This is a genomic window from Photobacterium gaetbulicola (assembly GCF_003025515.1).
Classification (GTDB): Bacteria; Pseudomonadota; Gammaproteobacteria; order Enterobacterales; family Vibrionaceae; genus Photobacterium; species Photobacterium gaetbulicola.
Map to the genome: position 1 here is coordinate 99,155 of NZ_PYME01000019.1, position 21,645 is coordinate 120,799.

The window sequence follows — 21,645 nt, forward strand, 5'->3', positions numbered from 1 at the left end:
GATCAAATTCGACTCACAATTGTGGGCCACATTTTCGACCCTAGCTTGACATCCGAGCTGGGGTTACTGACTATTGTGGCAAAAAATTTTTCCGTAACTTTCCGTAATTATGACAGATCAAAGCTATAACGCTGGAGCCATTGAGGTTCTAAATGGCCTTGAGCCAGTACGCCGCCGTCCGGGGATGTATACCGACACGGTACGGCCTAACCACCTAGGCCAGGAAGTCATCGATAACAGTGTCGATGAAGCCTTGGCAGGCCACGCCCGCAAGGTTGAGGTCATTCTTCATGCGGATCAGTCACTGGAGGTGATTGATGATGGCCGGGGGATGCCGGTAGATATCCACCCGGAAGAAGGGGTATCTGGGGTCGAGCTTATCCTGTGTAAGCTTCACGCCGGTGGTAAGTTCTCAGGTAAAAACTACCAGTTCTCGGGTGGTTTGCACGGGGTGGGGATCTCGGTGGTTAACGCCCTGTCGACCCGCGTCGAGGTCACGGTGAAACGTGATGGCCAGGTATACCAAATTGCTTTTGAAAATGGTGACAAGGCCAGCGAGCTTGAAGTGATCGGTACCTGTGGTCGTCGTGCCAAGGGGACCAGCGTCCACTTCTGGCCCGATGCCAAGTATTTCGACAGCCCGAAATTTTCTGTCTCCCGCCTGAAGAGCAACCTCAAGGCCAAAGCGGTGCTTTGTCCAGGGTTGGAAATCGTCTTTACCGATAAAACCAGCGATGAAACCTTCCGCTGGTGTTACGAAGATGGTTTGAAGGATTATCTGGCCGAAGGCGTCAAGGGTTATACCCTGTTACCGGAAGAGCCGTTTACCGGTGTGTTCAGTGGCCAGACTGAAGCTGCTGACTGGGCATTGCTATGGCTGCCGGAAGGCGGTGAGCTGATCACCGAAAGTTACGTCAACCTGATCCCGACCGCGCAAGGCGGTACCCATGTCAATGGCCTGCGCCAGGGCCTGCTGGATGCGATGCGCGAGTTCTGTGAATTCCGCAACCTGCTGCCGCGCGGCGTGAAGCTGACCGCTGATGATATCTGGGACCGCTGCTCGTACGTGTTGTCGGTCAAGATGCAGGATCCGCAGTTCGCCGGCCAGACCAAAGAACGCCTGTCATCGCGCCAGTGTGCCGCCTTTGTCTCCGGTGTGGTCAAAGATGCTTTCAGCCTGTGGCTGAACGAGCGTCCGCAAATTGCCGAGCAGTTGGCCGAAGTGTGTATTGCCAACGCTCACCGCCGGATGCGTGCCAGCAAGAAAGTGGTGCGTAAGAAGGTGGCTTCGGGCCCGGCACTTCCGGGTAAGCTGGCTGACTGTTCGCAACAGGACTTGTCGCGTACCGAACTGTTCCTGGTCGAAGGTGACTCGGCAGGGGGCTCGGCCAAGCAGGCCCGCGATCGTGAATTCCAGGCAATCATGCCGCTGCGCGGTAAAATCCTGAACACCTGGGAAGTGTCTGCCGATCAGGTACTGGCCTCGCAGGAAGTCCATGATATTTCGGTCGCGCTGGGCATTGACCCGGACAGCGACGATTTGAGCGGCTTGCGCTATGGCAAGATCTGCGTGCTGGCCGATGCAGACTCCGATGGTCTGCATATTGCCACTCTGCTGTGCGCCTTGTTTGTCCGTCACTTCGAGTCTTTGGTCCGTGCTGGCCATGTCTATATCGCCATGCCACCGCTGTACCGTATCGACCTGGGCAAGGAAGTTTACTATGCCCTGGATGATGCCGAGAAAGACGGCATTCTCGATCGCCTCAGCAATAAGCGCGGCAAGGTTAACGTCCAGCGCTTCAAAGGTCTGGGTGAGATGAACCCGCTTCAGTTGCGCGAAACCACCATGGATCCGAATACCCGCCGCCTGGTTCAGCTGACGATCGACGATGACGAGCAGACCAACGAGATGATGGATATGCTGCTGGGCAAAAAGCGAGCGGAAGACCGCCGCCACTGGCTGCAGAGCAAAGGCGATATGGCCGAAGTGTGATTGATTGGGCCGGTCACAATATTGGCCGGTCTTGCCTGATGATTTGATAGCCTTTGCGATATGTTGGCACGGGCTGGAAACATAAACGGAATACCCAACGATGACTGATGTCTCAATGGATGGCGTTGAACAGCTTCCGCTACGGAAGTTTACCGAAGACGCCTACCTCAATTACTCCATGTACGTGATCATGGACCGTGCCTTGCCGTTTATCGGTGATGGCCTCAAGCCGGTACAGCGCCGTATCATCTATGCGATGTCTGAGCTGGGCCTGTCGGCAACCGCGAAATACAAGAAGTCGGCCCGTACCGTCGGTGACGTACTGGGTAAGTACCATCCGCACGGCGACTCCGCGTGTTACGAAGCCATGGTATTGATGGCGCAGCCGTTCTCCTACCGCTACCCGCTAGTTGACGGTCAGGGTAACTGGGGGGCGCCGGATGATCCGAAATCTTTCGCGGCGATGCGTTATACCGAATCGCGCCTATCGCGTTTCTCTGAGGTGCTGCTCAACGAGCTGGGCCAGGGTACGGTAGATTGGGGGCCGAACTTTGACGGCACCATGAAAGAGCCGAAGATGCTGCCAGCCCGCCTGCCGCATATCTTGCTTAACGGCGTTACCGGTATTGCCGTCGGTATGGCCACCGATATCCCGCCGCACAACGCCCGCGAAGTGGCCAATGCGGTTGTTCATCTGATTGAGAACCCGAAGGCCGAACTTGATGAGGTGATGGAATTCGTTCAGGGGCCGGATTACCCGACCGAAGCGGAGATCATCACGTCGAAAAACGACCTGAAGAAGGTCTATCGTACTGGCCGTGGCAGCATCAAGATGCGTGCGGTATGGCACAAGGAAAGCGGTGATATTGTGATCACGGCGCTGCCACACCAGGTGTCGGGCTCTAAGCTGCTTGAGCAGATTGCCAGCCAGATGCGTGCCAAGAAGCTGCCGATGGTGGAAGACTTGCGTGACGAGTCGGATCACGAGAACCCGACCCGTATCGTGATTGTACCGCGCTCTAACCGCGTGGACAGCGAGCAGCTGATGAACCATCTGTTTGCCTCGACCGATCTGGAAAAAAGCTTCCGCGTTAATCTCAACATGCTGGGCCTTGATGCCCGTCCGCAGGTTAAAGGCCTGGTGCAGATCCTTAACGAGTGGTTGCAGTTCCGTCGTACTACCGTACGCCGCCGTTTGCAGCACCGCTTGGACAAGGTCAATGCCCGCTTGCATATCCTTGAGGGTTTGCTGGCGGCTTACCTGAATATTGACGAAGTGATTGAGATCATCCGTACCGAAGATGATCCGAAAGCCGAATTGATGTCGCGCTTCGACCTGACAGCGATTCAGGCCGATGCGATTCTCGAAATCAAACTGCGTCAGCTGGCCAAACTGGAAGAGATCAAGATCCGCGGTGAGCAGGATGAGCTGTCGAAAGAGCGTGATCACCTTGAGAAACTGCTGGGCTCTGAGCGTCGCCTGAATACCCTGATCAAGAAAGAAATTTTGGCCGATGCCGAGAAGTACGGTGATGACCGCCGTTCGCCATTGGTTGAGCGTGAAGAAGCCAAGGCGTTGACCGAGCGTGAGCTGATCCCATCGGAAGCGATCACTGTGGTACTTTCCGAGAAAGGCTGGATCCGCCATGCCAAAGGCCATGAGGTTGATCCGACATCACTGAGCTACAAGTCGGGAGATGGCTACCAGGCCCATGCCCGCGGTAAGAGCAACCAGGCTGCGATTTTCCTTGGCTCGGATGGCCGCAGTTATGCACTTGAATCCCATACCTTGCCATCGGCACGAAGTCAGGGCGAGCCGATTACTGGTCGCTTGAATCTGACCCCGGGAAGCCAGGTCCGCCAGGTTATGATGGCTGATGATGACCAACTATGGCTGATGGGCTCGGATGCTGGCTACGGCTTCATCTGTAAGTGCAGCGATATGGTCTCGAAGAACAAGAACGGTAAGGCCTTGTTGACGGTACCGGAGAATGCTGCCGTGATGCCGCCGCAGTGCATTGCGGATCTGGAAAATGATGAGATCCTGGCCATTACCAATGAAGGTCGGATGTTGCTGTTCCCGATCAAAGAGCTGCCACAGCTGGGTAAAGGTAAGGGGAACAAGATCATCAATATCCCGGCTGCTCGCTCTAAGGCTCGGGAGGAATTTCTGTCGCAGTTGGTGGTATTGCCACAAGGCAGCCACCTGACTTTGCATGCCGGTAAGCGCAAGCTTGGCCTCAAGCCGACCGATCTGGATAACTTCCGGGGTGAGCGCGGTCGCCGCGGCAGTATGCTGCCGCGAGGTTTGCAGCGGGTGACCCGCTTGGAAATTGATGCTCCGCAAGCGCCTGAAGCGGAATAAGTTCAGGCGAGAAGCCGAGTGGAAGCCCTCCTATAGGAGGGCTTTTTATTGGGTGTTTTCCGGCTGTTCGGGGCAGAAAGAGGTAGGATGTGGTCTAATTTCTGCACATAAAAGGTGTTTTTTCCCGCAGCCTAAGTATACTAGCGAACGCTTGTACGCTGAGGAGAGTCTGATGTTGTTTGTATTGCGCATGATCGCTGTCGCAGTATTTGCTGTGTTCATGTTTGTATTTGGCTGTGGCTACTGTTTGCTCAGCCCTCGTAATCCCAAGAATGTTTATATCGTTGGTCGCCATTTCTGCAAGATGGCCCGTATTTTCGGTATTAAGCTGGAGCTTCGTTTCCCTGAGGGAGAGCAGCCTGTACCAAGCGTATATCTGGCGAACCACCAGAATAACTACGATATGTTCACCGTATCAGGGGCGATTCAGCCTCGTACAGTTACCGTGGGCAAGAAAAGCATTGCCTGGATGCCGTTGTTCGGCCAGCTTTACTGGCTTACTGGGAATATCTTGATTGACCGTGCCAACCGCAGCAAGGCTGTTGGCACCATTGGCCAGGTGATTGAGCAAATCAAAGAGCGTAATGTATCTATATGGATGTTCCCGGAAGGTACTCGTTCGCGCGGCCGTGGTTTGCTGCCGTTCAAAACCGGCGCTTTTCATGCCGCTATCGGCGCTGGTGTTCCGGTGGTGCCGATTGTGTGTAGTAGCACGGAAAATGTTAAACTGAATAAATGGGACAACGGTGTGGTGATCGTTGAAATGTTACCACCTGTACCAGTAGATGGGCTGACCAAAGAAGATGTCCGTCAGTTGTCGAATCAGTGTCGTGATCTGATGGCGGCGAAGTTGGAAGAGCTCAATGCAGAAGCGGACAGCCGCTCAGCACGTTAATTAACCAGCTATCTTGCCATTGTGTGAATGATTAAGGACATGCCCTAGCGTGTCCTTTTTGTTTTTGTGTAGTTGAACGAACCATGATTGAAGAACAGGTTATATTAGTCGATCCGCAGGGCAGGGAGCTTGGCGTCGAAGAAAAAATGCAGGCTCACCGGGACGGTGTCCTTCATTTGGCTTTTTCGGTATTGCTGTACCGTGATCGTGGTAACGAGCGGGAATTCCTGATGCAGCAACGCGCATTGGGCAAATATCACAGTGGCGGGTTATGGACCAATACCTGCTGCTCTCATCCGCGCCAGGGAGAATCGATGGAGCAGGCGGGGATCCGCAGGTTGGCGGAAGAGATGGGGGTTGTTGATATCCAAGCCCTGGTTGATGTGGCCAATTTTGTCTACCGTGCCGAGCTGGGTAATGGGTTGGTGGAGCACGAGTTGGATCATGTCTTGGTGGCTTCAGCCACAGATATCACGGTGGTACCGAACCCGGAGGAAGTGCTGGCTTATCGCTGGTGGCCTCAGAGTGAATTGCAAACAGCGCTTGAACAAGCGCCTGAACACTTTACCGCTTGGTTTCCGCAGGTACTGGCCCTGGCGGAAACCAACGCCTAGCTAAGCTTGGCCATGAAGGGCCGTTCGGCCTCTAAAGCGAAAAAAAGCTGCCGGGTGGCAGCTTTTTTGCGTTATCGCTAATCGGCGAGGCGATTATTTGCGAACGGCAATCGCTTCAATTTCGATTTTTACATCTTTTGGCAGGCGAGCGACTTCAACGCAAGAACGCGCAGGGTATGGCGCATTGTGCTCGTCGAAGAACTTACCGTATACCTCGTTAACCGTACCGAAGTCGTTCAGATCTTTTACGAATACCGTCATTTTGACGATGTCTGCGACCTTAAGGCCAGACGACTCAACTACCGCCTTTACATTTTCTAGTGACTGGCGAGCCTGCTCAGCGATATCGTCAGCCACTTCACCGGTTTGAGGGTTTACAGGGATCTGGCCTGAAGTAAGTACCATGTTGCCTAGATCTACACCTTGTACATAAGGGCCGATTGCAGCTGGTGCCTGCTCTGTGTGAAGTACTTGAGTCATTACTTGTCCTTACTTAATTCATGTTAGGTCATCGTTAGAGGTCTAGTTTGCAACCCATTGGCAAAGAGGTCAAAGGGTTTCAGGTAGGCTGGATAAAAAGGCAGCATTATTGGGCTGCCTTGTTTCGCGCGCGAGGGGACGGCGGTTCAGGCTGGGATCCCGAGCCTCGCCTTGACCACTTTTTCACACTCATCAATACGGGTGATATCTTTCGGCGCGACCATGACCGTGTCGTTGCCGCCTACGGTACCGAGGATCTCGGCATGTGGTTGTATGTCGATCAGCCTAGCCACAAGCTGGGCACCCCCAGGGTGGGTTTTCACGACCACGACCAATTGGTTATGGGTAATGAACTCGATCTGGGAAGCAATCGATGAGCCAACTTGTACCGGCTCGCTCTCTACGGTTAGGCAGTAGACTTTTTTGCCGTAGGCATTGGGTACCTTTGCCACGCCCAGCCTAGATAGCAGGCGGGAGACGGTGGACTGGCTAACATCTTCAAAGCCCATGGCGATTAGCTGTTTTCGGATATCGTCCTGGGTTGAAAAGCTTTGTTGCTGCAATAACCGCTTGCAGGCGGAAGTCATGCTTTCCTCTTGGCAGAAAGCGTCTATCGCTCCGTGCATACTGTATCCACTCACGGGCAACTCCTTGTTATTCTATTGGTCTTTTGATCGTATCTCGTTCGTAGCCTTCGCAACGGTGGGGTGTTGTGTGAAGTCTCCGCTTCTTTTCGGTGCGAGTTATCGGCTGCTTGGTGGCAAGAGATAATGTCTCGGTTGCATAATCTTGCAATGGCATCATATCAACAATGTCAAAGTAATTTATTGACCCCTATCACCAAAACAAAACGCCATCCATTTGCTTAGAATGAGGAATTATATCCTGACTGATCAAGTAGGGTTCGAGGATCTAACTTGACTGCCGGTTGGGATTGGTTCGCGGCCATCCCTTCTTCCTCGTCGGGGAGGTTGAGCCCCGACAGGTTGCCCGAGGGATAGTTGTTGTACTGGGTTGCCGGTAATAGGGGGCGACGTTGCTGGCGCTCAGGTGATGCGTTGGGGCTGCTATTGCTGGCTACCTGAATCGCTTCTTTGCTCGGGCGGTTGAGCTCGCTGACGTAGTCTGACACTTTAATCCCGGCGAGCTCGGTACTGGCCGACTTCACTGTAATACCCAGTGCATCCAGCCAGTCGAAAATCAGCGGGGAGGGGATGAACTGGCTGTAGCGTGCGGCCGGCCGCAGGTTGTTCAAATCTTGTGGGTTGTTGACGATGGCTACGGTGATCCCGACGATTTCCCCGTCTTCATTGAACACGGGCCCACCACTCATGCCCGACATGACCGGCGCATCACTGAGTGAATAGAGGCAATCGGTGTTGGTATCAACCACATCCTGTAGGTATTTGCCTGTGCCGCTCACGGTGGTCCCGACGAGGGAGTGACCATGGTGGATGACGGACTGGTCGGGGTAGATCAAGCCCCAAATTGGTTGGGCATTGGAGGGGCGGCGGATCAGGGCCAAATCGCATGCTGGATGGTAGATGACATCGAGATCCCAGGACAGCTGGGCGACATGCTTGGCGGTGATCATATAGTCATTGCTGATCGGTACGGCCGAGCCGAAGCCGCCCAGCAGCATCGGTACCCCGATCACGACCATCTCGTTGGCGGAATGCTGGTAGGTTTGCTGGACGGGACCGTTGCTGGTAACACAGCCCGATAATGTGGCTGAAACAAGAAATATATGACAGGGACGGATAAGCAGGCACCAGACTGCTTTGACAAGGTGCGCATGTTTTTTCATTTCACTAGCCTATGATTGTTTTTGTTTTTTATTGTTTTGCCAGCACGCAAGGCTGGAATATTAAAGGTAGTGAGCCGAAAGAAGGGGCGGGGGGTCGGAAATGAGAATAAAAAAGCCTGCTCAAAGTTGAGCAGGCTTTCTTTTTCCTAGGGCATCAGATGTCGTAAGTGAGACAACTTTTTCAGCCAGTTAGCCGTTTTTGAGCTGGTGGCTTAGTTGCTTTCTGTGACGATTTCCCGTGAGAAGACTTTTTCACAGTACTTACACTTGAGTTGGATGTCTTCTTTCTTGGTGATCACCTTGAAGCTGCTGTCGACTGGCTCGCCGTGTGAGATACAGTTGCTGTTCGGGCACTTGAATACGGCATTGATTTGCTCTGGCAGGGCCAGGTTCAGCTTTTTCACCACTTCGTAGTTTTCGATTTGGTTGACGGTCGCCTGTGGCGCGTAAAGGGCCAGCTGGCTTGCCTGCTCTTCACTGATGAAGATGTTTTCGATCTTGATCAGATCCTTGGCTCCCAGTGCCGAGGAAGGCAGGTTGAGGCCAACGGTGACGCGCTGGTTGGTTTTGTGCATTTTGAACAGCTTCAGGACTTTGAAACCGACATTTGCAGGAATATGGTCGATAACTGTACCGTTCTTGATCGCTTCGACCTGTAGTTGTGTTTCCTTCGCCATTGTTTTCTCTCCTGCTTAGATTGCTTCGTTTAGGACCAGTGCCAATAGGGCTTCACGTGCGTACACACCATTTTCTGCTTGCTGGAAGAAGTAAGCATGCTTGGTCTTGTCGACATCCGTGGTAATTTCATCAATGCGTGGTAGCGGGTGCAGTACCTTCAGGTTGTCACGGGCTTCGGCCAGCATTGGGGCGGTCAGGATGTAAGCCGCTTTCATGTGGGCATACTCTGACTCGTCGAAACGCTCTTTTTGCACGCGGGTCATGTACAGGATATCCAGCTCAGGGATCACTTCTTCCATCGCGTGGTGGAGGCTGTAGCTGATGCCGGCTTCGTCCAGCTCTTCGCAGATGTAATCCGGCATTGCCAGCACTTCCGGTGCGATGAAGAAGAACTTCACATTGTTGAATTTCGCCAGTGCTTGGGTCAGGGAGTGAACCGTTCGGCCGTACTTCAGGTCGCCGACGAACGCCACATTGAGGTTATCCAGCGTGCCCTGAGTTTCGTAGATAGTAAACAGGTCCAGCAGGGTTTGGGTTGGGTGTTGATTGGCACCGTCACCGCCGTTAATCACAGGGACGTTGTTTGAGAACTCGGAGGCTAGACGGGCCGCCCCTTCCTGTGGGTGGCGCATCACAAAGGCATCCACATACGAGGAGATGACCTGGACTGAGTCGGCAAGGGTCTCACCTTTTTTCGCCAGTGAGGTGTTACCACCGTTGTCAAAGCCAATCACGGTGCCGCCCAAGCGCTGAACCGCAGTTTCAAAAGAAAGGCGGGTTCGGGTGGATGGCTCGAAGAAACAGCTTGCAACTACCTTGTTCTTCAGAAGTTCAGGGTTCGGCTCGGCTTTCAGTTTGCCTGCAGTCTCGACAACCAGCTCAAGCTCACTACGGCTCAGTTCCGGGATGGAAATGATGTGCTTTTGAAACAGCGAATTCGCCATGGCTTCTCTTCCCTTTTAATTACGATGATGAACGACAGGTGCCTGCGGGGGGGTGTTGCAGGCAAAAAAAAGCCCCCTTAATAAAGGAGGCTCTTTTTACTAAAACAGGAAAAACAAAAAACGGCGCCAGCGCCGAGAATCGGCGTAGGGTCATCAGGTTTAGCTGAAAAGACGGGCGCATTTTTTATCTCTCTCTGGACAAATTGCGAAGGATTATACCCCCATTTTTCGCGAACGCAAGCGTTTGCCTAAAGTATTCATTTGTTGGAACTTTATGCACTATGTGTGGGTGTTTTTCGGGCTAGGCAAGGCTGCCTAACATGCTGATCTCGCGGAGGTTGTTTTGCTATTTGTCGCCGGTAGGTGGTGGGTATATAGGCATAAAAAAATACCGGCCCGAAGGCCGGTATGGGTTTGAGAGTAGTTACACTCAAGAGAGTCGATTATTGACCCAGTGTCGCTACCATCACAGCTTTGATGGTGTGCATACGGTTTTCAGCTTCGTCGAATACGATAGAGTAGTCAGACTCAACCACTTCATCAGTTACTTCACAGCCTTGTGCCAGTACTGGGTATTCTGCTGCTAGCTGCTTACCTACAGTGGTGTCTTCACCGTGGAACGCTGGTAGGCAGTGCATGAATTTCACGTGTGGGTTGCCAGTGGCTTTGATCATGTCCATGTTGACCTGGTAAGGCAGCATTAGGTTGATACGCTCAGCCCATGCTTCTTTCGCTTCGCCCATAGAGACCCAAACGTCAGTGTATAGGAAGTCTACGCCTGCAACGCCTTCTTGTACGTCTTCAGTCATAGTGATTTTCGCGCCAGTGGTTTCAGCAATTTCGCGGCACTGAGCAACAAGTGCTTCTTCAGGCCAGAACTGCTTAGGAGCCACTAGGCGGATGTCCATACCCATTTTCGCGGCACCAACCATTAGGGAGTTACCCATGTTGTTGCGTGCATCGCCAAGGTAGGCAAATTTCATTTCGTGTAGCTGCTTGCCACGGCCGTGCTCTTGCATGGTCAGGAAGTCAGCTAGGATTTGGGTTGGGTGGAATTCGTCTGTTAGGCCGTTCCATACTGGTACACCAGCGTATTGGCCTAGCTCTTCAACGATTTCCTGACCGAAACCGCGGTACTCGATGCCGTCATACATGCGGCCAAGTACGCGAGCGGTATCTTTCATTGATTCTTTGTGGCCGATTTGAGAGCCTGATGGGCCAAGGTAAGAAACTTGTGCGCCTTGGTCGAAAGCCGCTACTTCAAAAGCACAGCGAGTACGAGTCGATGTTTTTTCGAAGATTAGGGCAATGTTCTTGCCAGTTAGGCGAGGCTGCTCGTAACCGTTGTACTTCGCTTTTTTCAGCTCAGCAGATAGCTCTAGCAGGTGCTGGATCTCGCGTGGAGTGAAGTCTAGAAGTTTTAGGAAGTTACGGTTGCGAAGGTTAAAAGCCATGATGTTATCCTCTCTGAATCTGTATCTCTCTGTCCGGGGAGGGGCTGAATGAGTTGGATAGCCCCGCCGTCGGAAGGTAATATGTATTGTTTAACGTATTATTTATGTTTTGTGAATAACTATTCTATTATTCTGCAATAATATTTGTGCCAGCTTCACCTTTTAGGATCGCTAGGCCATCTGCAAGGGCACCGATCCCCACCAGCTTGCCGCCTTTTTTGATGAAGTCGCATGAGGCATCGATTTTTGGTCCCATGGAGCCCGCATCGAAGGCATACTGAGCCAGTTCGCGAGGGGTGGTGCTGCGCAGCGCTTTCTGGGTTGGTTTACCCCAGTCAAGATAAACCGCGTCGGCATCGGTCAGGATGAGCAGGGCATCGGCATTAAGTTGCTGGGCTAGGTATGCTGCAGACATGTCTTTGTCGATGACGGCTTCTACGCCGACCAATTTGCCATTTTCTTTCTTCACCGGGATACCGCCGCCACCGGTACAGATCACCAGGTGATCTTGCTTGATCAGGGTGGTGATCGCATCGCTTTCTACAATACCGGTTGGTAGCGGGCTTGGTACCACGCGGCGGAAATACTGGCCGTCAGGTTTAACAGTCCAGTGGTATTTCTCAGCCATTTCGCGGGCTTCGGCTTCTTCGTAGACAGGGCCGATAGGCTTGGTTGGATCGGCAAAGGCCGGATCGTTCGGGTCTACGGTCATCTGGGTTAGCATGCAGGAGATATCTTGCTCCGGCAGGAGGTTCTTCAGCTCTTGCATCAGCATGTAGCCAATCATGCCCTGAGTTTCTGAACCCAGTACGTCTAATGGGTATGGGTTAACTTTCTTGTATTCCAGTCCTTGTAGAGCCAGCAGGCCAACTTGTGGGCCATTGCCGTGGACTAGAACTACGTTGTATTCCTTGCCAATTTCAGCAATGGTCTGGGCTGCTTTGGCAATGTTCTGGCGCTGGATATCAGCTTCAAGTGGTTCGCCACGGCGAAGTAGGGCATTTCCGCCTAGTGCCACTACAACAGTTTGCTTGGTCATGTGATCGTCTCTCTTGATGTACTCTCAGTGTTATTGTGTTTTGTTTGGCTTATGGGCCTAAATTGATTCTGAGAGGTCTTGCTGTTGTATGGCCGGTGCCGGGCACCGGCCGTCAGGTTTGGCTAATCGCCTTGGTATTAGATACCGTCACGCTCGATTGGGCAGCTCATGCAGCGAGCACCACCACGACCGCGGCCTAGTTCATCACCTGGGATAGGTAGGACTGTGATGCCTGCCTTGTCGTATTTCTCGTTGGTGTAAGTGTTACGCTCATAACCGATAACCACGCCAGGCTTAACAGTCAGCACGTTGTTCGCATCGTTCCACTGCTCGCGCTCGGCTTCGAAGCTGTCACCACCAGTGGTGATAAGGTTTAGCTTGTCTACGCCCAGAGCTTTCTCGATAGCGGTAACGAAGTAACCTTCTTCTTTCACTTTCACTGCGCCAGACTCGTCACCAGTTAGGCTCCAGCACTGTACGTCTTTACGCACAACTTCTGGGTAAACAGAGAAGGTATCTTCACGCATGTGCGTCATTACCGTATCAAGGTGCATGCATGAGCGGTGCTTAGGTAGTTGCATTGCGATAACTTGTTTTGCTTCGCCATGCTTGAACAGGCTTGATGCCAACTGCTCAACACCCTGAGGAGTCGTGCGCTCAGACATCCCGATAAGCACTGCGCCTTTACCGATAACAAGCACGTCGCCGCCTTCAATAGTTGAGTTGTCGTACATCTTCTCTTCGTCGCCGAAGTACTTGATGAAGTCCTGGCCAGCGAAGGTCGGGTGCCAGCGGTAGATGGCGCGAACGTGGTTGGTTTCACGCTGGCGGGCAGGTTTCGCCATTGGGTTGATAGACACACCGCCGTATACCCAGCAAGACGTATCACGGGTGAACAGGTGGTTTGGTAGTGGTTCGATGATGAAGTCAGTTGGCTCGTGCATGCCTTGCATCATTGAAGACGATTTAATTGGTAGCTCAGCGTAGCTTAGGCCGCCAAGAAGAATTGAAGACAATTCCTTGCTTGGTAGGTCTGCGAGGAAGCAGCGTACGTCATTGGCGAATGCGTTACCCAAGCGGTAGTCAGAAATCTGAGTCTTAAGAAGCCAGTCTTTCGCTTCTGGAACTTCTAGGGTGTCTGCTAGTAGATCACCAAGAAGCATTACCTCAACACCTTGCTCGCGAAGTGTGTTGGCAAATACGTCGTGTTCCTGGCCCGCGCGTTCAACGGCTAATACATCATCAAAAAGTAGATCGTGACAGTTTGATGGTGTTAGGTGAGTTAGGGCACGCTCTGGGCGGTGGATAAGAACGCGGCGCAATTGACCTATTTCAGAACCTACGTAGAACTTACTCATGATCGTATCTCTCTTTATTTATTGCCAAATGATTGGCTGTATTTGTTTTATTGCAAAGTAAGAAGTTGTTTATTTCTTTGCTTTCGTATCTGGTGTTTATTTTACCTGTAAGGCATTCACAGTCTTAGAGGTCTATCACAGTTTTGTTATTAATGCGGTAACGCTATATATTTGTTTTATTAACATTTTTAATGCATCTGTCACTCGGTTACGTGAATGGGTATTTATGTGTTTTGACTAGGTTTTAAGTGAAAGGTGGTGTTTTAAGTTGTTGTTTTTTATGTTTGTTTTGGGGTGCTTGGGAATCTTATTCAGATTTTATTACGTTGTCTTAATGTAAAAAATATAATCTTATGCACTAAAACTGTTTGTCTATATAAAAATAAGCAGAATGTTACTATGTTGGTAACAAATATTTTTCCTTTTATATTTTGCTCTAGGCTTTTTGTAATTTTAGTACACTGGTTTATTTCTGTGTTTAAGGTGTTCTATAGGGAGGAAGAATTAGCTTTAAATAAGTTATATAACGTTTTTGTGGTGCTCGATTAATATTTGATTAAATAAAGTTGTGATTAATGGCTGGAGTCTATTTCTCATGGTGTCGGTGCAAAGATACATACTGAGTGATGACAAAACCGCTGTTTGGCGCTGGGCATGTTATTGATCTGGGTGTGGTCGGTTTGGGCTTTACGTCGCAGGGAATTTATGACGACTGGTGCTAGAGGCTAGAGGCTAGAGGCTAGAGGCTAGAGGCTAGAGGCTAGGGGGAGAAATAAAAAAGCCGCCCCTCTGGGGCGGCGAAACAAGCAAGATCGAAAGGGGGGGATTAAAGCATGGCGCCGACACTCAGCATTGCCATGATCAGTACCGTCAGGATACCTAGTAGTGGAGCGACCCACTTAACCCAGCGCACGTACGGAACTCGCGCGATAGCCAAGCCACCCATTACTACTGCTGAGGTCGGGGTCATTAGGTTCACAATACCGGAGGCAGACTGGTATGCCGTTACCACAAGATCGCGGCCCACACCGGCAAAGTCCGCTAGCGGTGCCATGATCGGCATGGTCAGTACCGCTAGGCCTGAAGACGAAGGCACCAAGAAGGATAGCAGGATCTCCAGCCAGTACATCACATTGATAAATACGATTGAAGACAGACCGGTTACAGCATGCTCGGCGGCATTCAGGATGGTGTCTGTGATCATACCGCGGTCCATGATAACCACGATGCCACGGGCAATACCGATGATAAGTGCAACACCCAGTAGGTCGCGAGCACCGTCAATGAAGCTAGACGTAAACTCTTCTTCGCTCATGCGGGCAATCAGGCCGATGATAATGGTCGAGGCCAGGAACATGCCTGAAATCTCAGCCATCCACCAACCAGCAACCGCAACGCCGTAAATCATGATACCGAATGAAGCGGCGAAGATAGCCAGGATAACTTTGCGTGTTGTGGTGAACTCAAGCATTTCGCCAGACTGGTTACCCAGGAAGTGCGCTTTGTTCTCTTCGTATTTGTCGTAGACGATCGATTTGGTTTTGTCGGCACGAACCATTTTGGCATAGCGCATGACGTAAGCGACACAGATCAACCAGCCAACAACCAGCATCGCCACGCGAAGCATGATGCCATCGGTAAACGGGATGCCGGCAGCATTTGCCGCGATAACCGTTGCAAATGGGTTGATGGTTGAGCCCAGGGTACCGATACCGGCACCAAGCAGTACGGTTGCTGCGGCAACCACTGGGTCAAAGCGGGCGGCCATCATCACAGGAACCAGCAGGGTATAGAACGGCAGGGATTCTTCTGCCATGCCGTAGATGGTACCGCCTGCGGCGAAGAGTGCCATCAGGATCGGGATCATCATTTCTTCCCTACCCTGAAGACGGGCGGTAACGCGCTCGATACCGGCATCGATCGCTCCGGTTTTAGTTACCAGACCAAGGAAGCCACCGATCACTAGGATGAAGAGCGAAACATCGATAGCCGCTGCTTCATAGGTGTTGTGATCGTAGAAGCCGTCAATCGGGGCTAGCAGTACATCAACCACGCCTTGTGGGTTGCTTTCGACGGGTTGGTAGGTGCCTGTGACTGGAACCTCACGCCCCAAATCTTCATTCATGACGCGCTCGTACTGGCCAGCCGGTACGATCCAGGTCATCAATGCGACGAGGGCAATAAGGGCAAATAAAATGGTGTAAGCAGAAGGGAATTTGAAATTGGCGAAGAAGCCGCCTTTTTCTTCCTGTTTCATTGTTTCGGTTGTCATTGTTTTCTCCTTGCCCTTGTACATCCAAATACAAGGGTGATTCATCTACCAGGCCTGCCGTTAGGCATGACAGGGCTCGCCGACATGACGCCGGAGCAGGCAGAACCAGGCATTAGCGATAGCTAACGAAAATGGTTTATAAGTTGTTTATCCTTGCTGGCGAAACAGCTTGGATAGGGGTGTCAATGTTGGGTGAGATGTCAGAGCCGTACACTCACACTCTGGCACCGCAAAGGACTCCGTTGGCGCAATGCCGTCCAATGCTGTTGTCAGGTGGGTGAGTGTCCTACGGGGACGACGCAGCTGGCTGCGGCGCCGTCTCCCTGGCTCGGGGCCGTGGTAGAAGTTACTCATGATCGTATCTCTCGTATGCTTATGTAATGGCCATCAGTCTTTGCCGTGGCTCTATTTGTTTGCTGCCAGTGAATTTTATGCCGCCGAGCGCAGTATATCTTTGGGATTGTTCACATTTTTTTTGCGCTTTCATATCGCCTGCTTATCGGTAAACAGTGAGCTCAGGGTATTTCTCTGGGTTTTGTGGGTGAATATGCTATTGAGGGTTTTATGTTTATTCGCTTAAAGCGCATATCGGGGAATATTATGCATTTTCTCGCTTCATCACTGCGCGAAATATATTTATCGTTAGTTTGATAAATATCAAGTTTCTCTGCGGAGGCGATTTCATTTGGTATTTTATTGCGATCCGTGCGATATTTGCGTTCGAATTTATTCCATAGGTGGAGTTTCCCCATGTCTTATGCAGAACTAATCGAAGAGCAGAAGGAAGAAACGCGTGAAATTATCGCGGCCTTGCTAGAGGATGGCAGTGATCCTGATGCGCTTTACAGCATTGAGCACCACTTTTCGGCAGACACGTTCGAAGAGCTTGAAGCTGCGGCAGTAGAAGCTTTCAAGATGGGCTTTGAAGTCCTGGAAGCCGAAGAGCTTGAGCTGGCACCGGAAGACGGTGGCGGTAAAGTGGTCTGTTTCGATGCCGTGATGGAATCCGCTCTAAATGCCGATGTGATTGACGAGCAGGCTGAGAAACTGATCCAGCTCGCTGAAAAGCACAACATCGACTACGACGGTTGGGGTACTTACTTCGAGTCGGGCGAAGATGACGAAGAAGAGGGTGAAGACGAAGAGTAATCTTCGCTTGCCGTAACCGCATTGCAAAAGCTGGCTGAGTGCCAGCTTTTTTGTGTCTGAAATTTATAAGTAGACACTTTCAATCACGTTCATTACCCAGAACTATAGCGTCTTGAGCATCCTGACTTCGCAGGCATCGTGGCCGGTCTGTCCCATCGCGTGTGGGATGCGGACAAAGCCCAACCCTTGATATAGCTTGATAGCTGCCTGCAGCGAGGCGGTTGTCTCAAGGTAGCAAGCATTGAAGCCTTGCTCACGGGCAAACTTCAAGGCGGTGGCGGCGATCCGGCGGGCGAAGCCCTTGCCACGTAGCTCTGGCAAGAAATACATTTTCTGCAGTTCGCAAACGCCTTCTTCCCCTGCCAATGGGGCAATACCGCCACCCCCAAAGATGCGGTTGTCCTTTTCGATGACCCAGTATGCACTGTCAGGCTCACTGTACACCTCGCTGAGAGCATCCAGCGTCGGATCGGCAACCCCGTAGCCTTTGTCCGCAGTCAGGCCGTGCTCGGCGGATACCCGGCGCACAACGGCGGCCATGGCAGCGTTATCAAGCGGGGTGAGAAGCCGGAGCTGATAGCCTGCTTGCTGCTTGTTGGCTTGGATCGCTTTGGTATAGCGTTGCAGGCTTTGGGCGAGATTGTCGATTTCATCCTGATCGAGCTGTGCCATGAAGTCGGCGACTTGGAGGTTGAGGGACTGGTTGAGGCTATTGAGCAGTGCTTGGCCTTGCGGTGAAAGGCTGGATAGCTGCTTGCGGCCATCTTCGGGATCGGCCTGGGTGATCAGGTAGCCGGCGTTGAGCAAACTGGCCGTGGTTCGGCTGGCGTTGGACTTGTCGACTTTTAGCCTGCTGGCCAATTGGTTTACCGATAGCGGCTGCTCTTCGAGCTCGATCAGAGCGTGGGCTTGTACTGGTGTGATATCGAGGCTACCGCATTGGCGGTCAAGCATACCCAATTCCCGCACGAGCAGGCGGGATTGGGCTCTGAGAGAAGTTGCGTCCATTCATTTGGCTCTTTTGGTTGCGTCGTGCAATTAAAATTAGTTGCTTCTCGCAACGTTGTCAACCGAGATATCGCTGACGTCGGCGCATTGCTGCAATTCACCATGGTGACAAGCAAGGTGCCCCATCGCTTCTTTGGCGGCTTGCTTGGCGGTTTTCTTCTGCCAGATACGCTCGTGGAAATAGTAGGCGACGGTGTTGATAGCCGGTTCAATCATGGCCATTACGCTACCAATCAGCAAATCGCCGGTTAGCAGGTAGGCAACACCAAACGCGACGCTGAAGTGCACAACGGCAAAGCTGAAGGTTTTGCGTCCCGGGTTGGCAAAGCCACTGCGAAGCAGTGCCTTGGTTTGCCAGGCTTTTTCATGGAAGTAGAAAGCCACCGTATTGACCATTGGCTCTATCATGGCGATCAGGCTGCTGATCAGGATCTCGCCTGTCAGTAAGTAGGCAACGCTGAAAGCGACAAAGAAGTGGATAATGGCAAAGCTAATGGTTTTTGTCATGGCGGTCTCTCCCTCAGTGGATAATTTCATGTTAATGATAATTGTTATCACTTGCAATCTATTATCATCTATCGCTTTGATAGGTGTGACCTATGATCGAATGCCTTGCTCTAATCGCCGGGAAGGGAAGGGGGAAGCGGATAGTTCGGTATTAAGGGAACGCTGGCAATAAAAAAGCCGGCACATGGCCGACTTTTAATGACGTGTAATGACTGGCGATTACAAGGCTGCGATAGTCGCTTGCTGCTCGGCCAGTTTCACTAGAGTCTCTTTGTAACCATCAAGCTTCTCGCGCTCTTTGGCAACAACCGCTTCAGGGGCTTTAGCAACGAAACCTTCGTTGCCTAGCTTGCCTTCGATGCGCTTGATTTCACCTTCGGTCTTCTTGATTTCTTTCGCTAGGCGATCAAGCTCAGCGTCTTTGTCAATTAGGCCTGCCATTGGGATCATCAGCTCAGACTTGCCAACCAGTGATGTTGCACAGGCTGGTGTCTCTTCACCGGCAGCCAGTACTCGGATGTTCTCTAGCTTGGCTAGGGAAACCAGTACTTGCTTGTTGGCTTCAAGGCGTGCTGCATCTTTCTCGTTTGCGGCTTTTAGCATCACATCAAGCGGTTTGCTTGGGGCAATGTCGTACTCGGCACGCAGGTTACGGATGCTGGTGATAAAGCTCTTCACCCACTCGATGTCAGCCAGCGCTTCTGCATTGAAGTTCGCTTCATCGTACTGAGGCAGTGCCTGCAGCATGATGGTATCGCCATCAACACCGTCAACCAGCGGCTTGACGCTCTGCCAGATAGTTTCGGTGATGTATGGGATCACTGGGTGAGCCAGGCGCAGGGTCTTCTCAAGTACGGTGATCAGAGTACGACGGGTTGCACGCTGCTGCGCTTCGGTGCCTTTCCAAAGTACCGGCTTGGTTAGCTCTAGGTACCAGTCACAGAACTGGTTCCAGATGAACTCGTAGATCGTGTTCGCCGCCATGTCCAGACGGAAGTTGTCGATATGACCGTTGAACTCTTTCGCTGCAAGCTCGAACTGAGATTCGATCCACTTGTCAGCCAGCGAGTACTCTAGCTCGGCATCTGCGGCGAAACCACAATCTTGATCTTCTGTGTTCATCAGTACGTAACGGCTGGCGTTCCATAGCTTGTTACAGAAGTTGCGGTAACCTTCAAGGCGTTTCATGTCCCAGTTGATGTCACGGCCGGTAGAAGCCATGGCAGCAAGGGTAAAGCGCAGGGCATCAGTACCGTAAGGTTCGATACCGTTTTCGAATGTCTTGCGGGTGTTCTTCTCGATCTTCGCGGCCAGCTGCGGCTGCATCATGTTACCGGTACGCTTGGTAACCAGTGACTCTAGATCGATACCGTCGATCATGTCGATTGGGTCAAGCACGTTACCTTTTGATTTCGACATCTTGTCGCCGTTTTCGTCTCGGATCAGACCCGTTACGTATACGGTCTTGAACGGAACCTGTGCCTTTCCGTCTTCGTCTTTACAGAAGTGCATGGTCATCATGATCATGCGGGCAACCCAGAAGAAGATGATGTCAAAACCGGTCACCAGTACATCTGATGGGTGGAAGACTTTCAGATCTTCAGTCTGCTCAGGCCAGCCTTGAGTACCGAACGTCCATAGCGCAGACGAGAACCAGGTATCCAGTACGTCATCGTCCTGACGAAGAACCACAACCGGTGCCAGGTTGTTCTGCTCGCGAACTTCTTCTTCGCTGCGGCCAACATAAACGTTACCGTCGTTGTCGTACCAAGCAGGGATACGATGACCCCACCAAAGCTGGCGAGAGATACACCAATCCTGGATATCACGCATCCAAGAGAAGTACATGTTTTCGTACTGCTTAGGTACGAATTGGATGTCACCGTTTTCTACCGCAGCAACCGCAGGCTCTGCCAGAGGAGCAGCACGTACGTACCACTGGTCAGTTAGCATTGGCTCGATAACCACACCACCACGGTCACCGTAAGGTACCGTCAGATCGTGATCTTTGATTTCGTCCAGCAGGCCTAGCTCGTCGAATTCGGCAACGATAGCTTTACGCGCAGCAAAGCGCTCCATGCCGTGGTATTTCTCTGGCAGTTCAGTGCTGTAGGCATCGCTTGGCTCACCATTGGTAGTGAACACTTCAGCGGCGTTGCGAATATCAGCGTTGAACGTCAGGATGTTGATCATCGGCAGGCTGTGGCGCTTGCCCACTTCATAGTCGTTGAAGTCGTGCGCAGGGGTGATCTTCACACAACCTGTACCTTTTTCCATGTCGGCGTGCTCGTCACCCACGATTGGAATACGGCGGTCAACGATTGGCAGTAGGATTTCCTTGCCGATCAGATCTTTGTAACGTGGATCTTCCGGGTTTACGGCCACACCGGTATCACCCAGCATGGTTTCCGGACGAGTTGTTGCTACCACGATGTAGTCTTTGCCTTCAGCCGTTTTCACGCCGTCAGCCAGCGGGTAGCGGAAGTGCCACATGTGGCCTTTCTTGTCTTTGTTTTCAACTTCAAGATCTGAAATTGCGGTGTGCAGTTTCGGGTCCCAGTTAACCAGGCGCTTGCCGCGGTAGATCAAATCGTCTTCGAACAGGCGAACGAAAACTTCTTGAACCGCGTTGGATAGGCCGTCATCCATCGTGAAGCGCTCACGGTCCCAGTCTACAGAAGCGCCTAGGCGACGAAGCTGCTTGGTGATAGTGCCACCAGACTCGCCTTTCCACTCCCAGATTTTATCGATGAAAGCGTCACGGCCGTAGTCGTGCTTGGTCTTGCCTTCTTCGGCAGCAATCTTACGCTCCACAACCATCTGGGTCGCGATACCTGCGTGGTCGGTACCGACTTGCCATAGGGTGTTCTTGCCCTTCATGCGCTCACAGCGGATCAGGGTGTCCATGATGGTATCCTGGAACGCGTGGCCCATGTGCAGGCTACCTGTGACGTTCGGCGGTGGGATCATGATGCTGTAGGCATCTTTTGATGTGTCACCGTGAGGCTTGAAGTAACCAGCCTCTTCCCAGCGCTGATACAGCGCTTTTTCAATTGATTGTGGGTTGTATGTCTTTTCCATA

At 52.0% G+C, this 21,645-nt stretch carries 18 protein-coding genes; 5 read left to right on the forward strand and 13 right to left on the reverse strand.

The window, feature by feature from the left end:
* Positions 1-109 precede the first annotated feature (109 nt).
* From parE to idi, 4 genes are all read left to right on the forward strand, one after another.
* Positions 110-1,993: a DNA topoisomerase IV subunit B gene (gene parE, locus C9J03_RS17010; protein WP_044624260.1), complete on the forward strand. Its 1,884-nt coding sequence runs from the start codon at positions 110-112 to the stop codon at positions 1,991-1,993.
* A 100-nt stretch (positions 1,994-2,093) separates the two neighbouring features.
* Positions 2,094-4,358 (forward strand): DNA topoisomerase IV subunit A, encoded by a 2,265-nt coding sequence (parC, locus tag C9J03_RS17015; RefSeq protein WP_044624259.1) that lies wholly within the window; start codon positions 2,094-2,096, stop codon positions 4,356-4,358.
* A gap of 172 nt (positions 4,359-4,530) precedes the next feature.
* The gene (locus C9J03_RS17020; RefSeq protein ID WP_039456211.1) at positions 4,531-5,253 is read left to right on the forward strand and encodes a 1-acylglycerol-3-phosphate O-acyltransferase; all 723 of its coding nucleotides are present in this window, start codon (positions 4,531-4,533) and stop codon (positions 5,251-5,253) included.
* 83 nt (positions 5,254-5,336) lie between these two features.
* Complete coding sequence (idi, locus tag C9J03_RS17025; RefSeq protein WP_044624258.1) at positions 5,337-5,867, forward strand: isopentenyl-diphosphate Delta-isomerase; 531 nt, start codon at positions 5,337-5,339, stop codon at positions 5,865-5,867.
* A gap of 93 nt (positions 5,868-5,960) precedes the next feature.
* Here idi and C9J03_RS17030 read toward each other — a convergent pair whose 3' ends face one another.
* From C9J03_RS17030 to C9J03_RS26510, 10 genes are all read right to left on the reverse strand, one after another.
* Entirely contained in the window at positions 5,961-6,347 is a 387-nt protein-coding gene (locus C9J03_RS17030) for a Rid family detoxifying hydrolase (protein WP_044624257.1), read from the reverse strand.
* A 146-nt stretch (positions 6,348-6,493) separates the two neighbouring features.
* A complete protein-coding gene (locus C9J03_RS17035) occupies positions 6,494-6,973 on the reverse strand; it encodes an arginine repressor (RefSeq protein WP_039456202.1) in 480 nt (159 codons plus the stop codon).
* Between the two features lie 239 nt (positions 6,974-7,212).
* A complete protein-coding gene (locus C9J03_RS17040; RefSeq protein WP_052829838.1) occupies positions 7,213-8,154 on the reverse strand; it encodes a S1 family peptidase in 942 nt (313 codons plus the stop codon).
* 212 nt (positions 8,155-8,366) lie between these two features.
* Positions 8,367-8,831 (reverse strand): aspartate carbamoyltransferase regulatory subunit, encoded by a 465-nt coding sequence (gene pyrI, locus C9J03_RS17045; protein ID WP_044624256.1) that lies wholly within the window; start codon positions 8,829-8,831, stop codon positions 8,367-8,369.
* Between the two features lie 15 nt (positions 8,832-8,846).
* Positions 8,847-9,776, reverse strand: a complete 930-nt coding sequence (gene pyrB, locus C9J03_RS17050) for an aspartate carbamoyltransferase (RefSeq protein WP_039456194.1) — start codon at positions 9,774-9,776, stop codon at positions 8,847-8,849.
* Positions 9,777-10,219: 443 nt separating this feature from the next.
* Entirely contained in the window at positions 10,220-11,230 is a 1,011-nt protein-coding gene (locus C9J03_RS17055; protein WP_044624255.1) for an ornithine carbamoyltransferase, read from the reverse strand.
* A 127-nt stretch (positions 11,231-11,357) separates the two neighbouring features.
* On the reverse strand, positions 11,358-12,269 hold the full coding sequence (gene arcC / locus C9J03_RS17060) for a carbamate kinase (RefSeq protein ID WP_044624254.1): 912 nt from the start codon (positions 12,267-12,269) through the stop codon (positions 11,358-11,360).
* Between the two features lie 137 nt (positions 12,270-12,406).
* A complete protein-coding gene (arcA, locus tag C9J03_RS17065; RefSeq protein ID WP_039456186.1) occupies positions 12,407-13,627 on the reverse strand; it encodes an arginine deiminase in 1,221 nt (406 codons plus the stop codon).
* An 826-nt stretch (positions 13,628-14,453) separates the two neighbouring features.
* On the reverse strand, positions 14,454-15,899 hold the full coding sequence (locus C9J03_RS17070) for a YfcC family protein (RefSeq protein ID WP_039457526.1): 1,446 nt from the start codon (positions 15,897-15,899) through the stop codon (positions 14,454-14,456).
* A 147-nt stretch (positions 15,900-16,046) separates the two neighbouring features.
* Complete coding sequence (locus C9J03_RS26510; RefSeq protein ID WP_146149089.1) at positions 16,047-16,253, reverse strand: hypothetical protein; 207 nt, start codon at positions 16,251-16,253, stop codon at positions 16,047-16,049.
* Between the two features lie 396 nt (positions 16,254-16,649).
* On the opposite strand from C9J03_RS26510, the gene rraB reads away from it, so the two are divergent.
* Entirely contained in the window at positions 16,650-17,048 is a 399-nt protein-coding gene (gene rraB, locus C9J03_RS17080; RefSeq protein ID WP_039457529.1) for a ribonuclease E inhibitor RraB, read from the forward strand.
* 102 nt (positions 17,049-17,150) lie between these two features.
* Here the strand turns inward: rraB and C9J03_RS17085 are convergent, their stop codons facing one another.
* The 3 genes from C9J03_RS17085 to C9J03_RS17095 form a co-directional block, all read right to left on the reverse strand.
* Positions 17,151-18,056 carry a bifunctional helix-turn-helix transcriptional regulator/GNAT family N-acetyltransferase gene (locus tag C9J03_RS17085; RefSeq protein ID WP_044624253.1) on the reverse strand — a complete coding sequence of 302 codons (906 nt, stop codon included), beginning with the start codon at positions 18,054-18,056 and terminating at the stop codon, positions 17,151-17,153.
* A gap of 36 nt (positions 18,057-18,092) precedes the next feature.
* A complete protein-coding gene (locus C9J03_RS17090) occupies positions 18,093-18,563 on the reverse strand; it encodes a DUF2061 domain-containing protein (RefSeq protein WP_082060679.1) in 471 nt (156 codons plus the stop codon).
* 219 nt (positions 18,564-18,782) lie between these two features.
* Positions 18,783-21,644 (reverse strand): valine--tRNA ligase, encoded by a 2,862-nt coding sequence (locus tag C9J03_RS17095; protein ID WP_044624252.1) that lies wholly within the window; start codon positions 21,642-21,644, stop codon positions 18,783-18,785.
* Position 21,645: the final 1 nt, after the last annotated feature.

Bases quoted from the DNA above. Each gene is read 5' to 3' on its own strand.
- parE (WP_044624260.1), top strand. From the start codon at position 110: ATGACAGATCAAAGCTATAACGCTGGAGCCATTGAGGTTCTAAATGGC.
- parC (WP_044624259.1), top strand. From the start codon at position 2,094: ATGACTGATGTCTCAATGGATGGCGTTGAACAGCTTCCGCTACGGAAG.
- C9J03_RS17020 (WP_039456211.1), top strand. From the start codon at position 4,531: ATGTTGTTTGTATTGCGCATGATCGCTGTCGCAGTATTTGCTGTGTTC.
- idi (WP_044624258.1), top strand. From the start codon at position 5,337: ATGATTGAAGAACAGGTTATATTAGTCGATCCGCAGGGCAGGGAGCTT.
- C9J03_RS17030 (WP_044624257.1), bottom strand. From the start codon at position 6,347: ATGACTCAAGTACTTCACACAGAGCAGGCACCAGCTGCAATCGGCCCT.
- C9J03_RS17035 (WP_039456202.1), bottom strand. From the start codon at position 6,973: ATGCACGGAGCGATAGACGCTTTCTGCCAAGAGGAAAGCATGACTTCC.
- C9J03_RS17040 (WP_052829838.1), bottom strand. From the start codon at position 8,154: ATGAAAAAACATGCGCACCTTGTCAAAGCAGTCTGGTGCCTGCTTATC.
- pyrI (WP_044624256.1), bottom strand. From the start codon at position 8,831: ATGGCGAAGGAAACACAACTACAGGTCGAAGCGATCAAGAACGGTACA.
- pyrB (WP_039456194.1), bottom strand. From the start codon at position 9,776: ATGGCGAATTCGCTGTTTCAAAAGCACATCATTTCCATCCCGGAACTG.
- C9J03_RS17055 (WP_044624255.1), bottom strand. From the start codon at position 11,230: ATGGCTTTTAACCTTCGCAACCGTAACTTCCTAAAACTTCTAGACTTC.
- arcC (WP_044624254.1), bottom strand. From the start codon at position 12,269: ATGACCAAGCAAACTGTTGTAGTGGCACTAGGCGGAAATGCCCTACTT.
- arcA (WP_039456186.1), bottom strand. From the start codon at position 13,627: ATGAGTAAGTTCTACGTAGGTTCTGAAATAGGTCAATTGCGCCGCGTT.
- C9J03_RS17070 (WP_039457526.1), bottom strand. From the start codon at position 15,899: ATGACAACCGAAACAATGAAACAGGAAGAAAAAGGCGGCTTCTTCGCC.
- C9J03_RS26510 (WP_146149089.1), bottom strand. From the start codon at position 16,253: ATGAGTAACTTCTACCACGGCCCCGAGCCAGGGAGACGGCGCCGCAGC.
- rraB (WP_039457529.1), top strand. From the start codon at position 16,650: ATGTCTTATGCAGAACTAATCGAAGAGCAGAAGGAAGAAACGCGTGAA.
- C9J03_RS17085 (WP_044624253.1), bottom strand. From the start codon at position 18,056: ATGGACGCAACTTCTCTCAGAGCCCAATCCCGCCTGCTCGTGCGGGAA.
- C9J03_RS17090 (WP_082060679.1), bottom strand. From the start codon at position 18,563: ATGACAAAAACCATTAGCTTTGCCATTATCCACTTCTTTGTCGCTTTC.
- C9J03_RS17095 (WP_044624252.1), bottom strand. From the start codon at position 21,644: ATGGAAAAGACATACAACCCACAATCAATTGAAAAAGCGCTGTATCAG.